At 43.4% G+C, this 1,342-nt stretch carries 1 protein-coding gene and 1 rRNA gene; one reads left to right on the top strand and one right to left on the bottom strand.

Going from position 1 to position 1,342, the window contains the following annotated elements:
• Positions 1-1,036 precede the first annotated feature (1,036 nt).
• A complete protein-coding gene (locus tag HQ50_RS11725; RefSeq protein WP_161780809.1) occupies positions 1,037-1,213 on the top strand; it encodes a hypothetical protein in 177 nt (58 codons plus the stop codon).
• A 40-nt stretch (positions 1,214-1,253) separates the two neighbouring features.
• Here the strand turns inward: HQ50_RS11725 and rrf are convergent.
• Positions 1,254-1,342, bottom strand: a 5S ribosomal RNA gene (gene rrf, locus HQ50_RS10400); the annotation flags it as partial.

Here is a 1,342-nt window from a genome sequence, read left to right as displayed (position 1 = left end):
CATGAAGGCTCTTTTGCACCTGCTCAAAATAATAAGCGAAAAGCTAAGCGAGAGACCATCGATGAATGACTTCTCTCTTGCAAATGCTTTTTAAGGGATGACTACTTATTGCTTTCAAGGGAAAAGAGTTATGTCTGGAATAAGCATGTACTTCACATCGCCCGATTGGTAAGATGAAATTAGGATGCTGATGCAATAGCGTCCTAAATAATTTTTCAGAATACATCCTAATTGGCTGATATTAAATTCTTTGCAAGAATATTCTGTACATATGGGGATCGAGCTTCAATATGCTGTATATCAGATGATTAACGAAACGTTTAGGACACTATTGATGCTGATGTGATTATTATAAGAAGATAAGAGGCAGTTATTAAGCAGATTATAAAGAAAAATCTCTATGGCCGTCATTAGAAAAGTAAGGCCTAACGACAAATCTGGGTTTCACTCCTTGCACTTCGCTTCCTATTCCCTAGCGAGGATAGACGATAGAGAAAAAACAACCGAGTGATTGCCTCGGAAATAGGCGCTCTTTTTTCACAGCTCTTCGACAATCCCTTTTTGCTACTTGCAGCCGGACTCTTTCTCCCTGCTTATGGCCCTACATCTTTCCTTTTGTTTCTCCCCTTTAGCTCCTTTCCTCCCTGCTCTTTCGTTTCTTTCCTACCGCCTCTTGCTATTTCTCCTCCGTCTCTATTCTTCGCACCTTCCCTTTAAGCGGAAAAAAAGAGAGAAAATAGACAGACGAAAGAAAAGAGTGTGGAGATGAAAAAGAAAAAGATAACGAGAATGAGAACAGCCCAACAAATCGGCAAAAAGATTCCGCTCCCTCTCACCAGATGATCCCAAAAGGCATCATTTCCCTCCCATCAGCAAGTACAAGTGTGAAGAGAGTGAGAGTAGTCCTGCGATCTTACTTCTCCTACATCCTATCTGAACCGCCTCACTCTTTTCCGTACATTCCGCATCCTCTTCGATTTCACACACCCAATCCCGGCTTTTCTTCCGGTCCTCGTTCTCTCCCTGCAGTAGAGCTTTGGTAAAGGCAGGGGGAGAGAGGAAAAGAAAAAAGAGAAAGAGGAGGGAAGGAAAAGAAGGAAAAGGAAAAGGAAAAGCAGAAAGAGGAGGAGAAGCAGAGAAAACAAAAAAGGAGAGGGTCCTCGGTCTCGAGACTCTCTCCTTAGCTTTTTCTTTTTGGCGGAAAGGAAGGTGAGGATTCTATCCCCCCTCTCTCCTCTCGCTCTCTTCTTAAAAAACGGCGGCGTCCTACTCTCCCACTATTACGCAGTACCATCGGCACCGTTGGGCTTAACTTCTCTGTTCGGAATGGGAAGAGGTGGAT

It is taken from the genome of Porphyromonas sp. COT-052 OH4946, from assembly GCF_000765965.1.
Classification (GTDB): Bacteria; Bacteroidota; Bacteroidia; order Bacteroidales; family Porphyromonadaceae; genus Porphyromonas; species Porphyromonas gulae.
The sequence above is the reverse complement of the archived record's forward strand: the minus strand, read 5'-3'. Positions and strand labels throughout refer to the sequence as shown.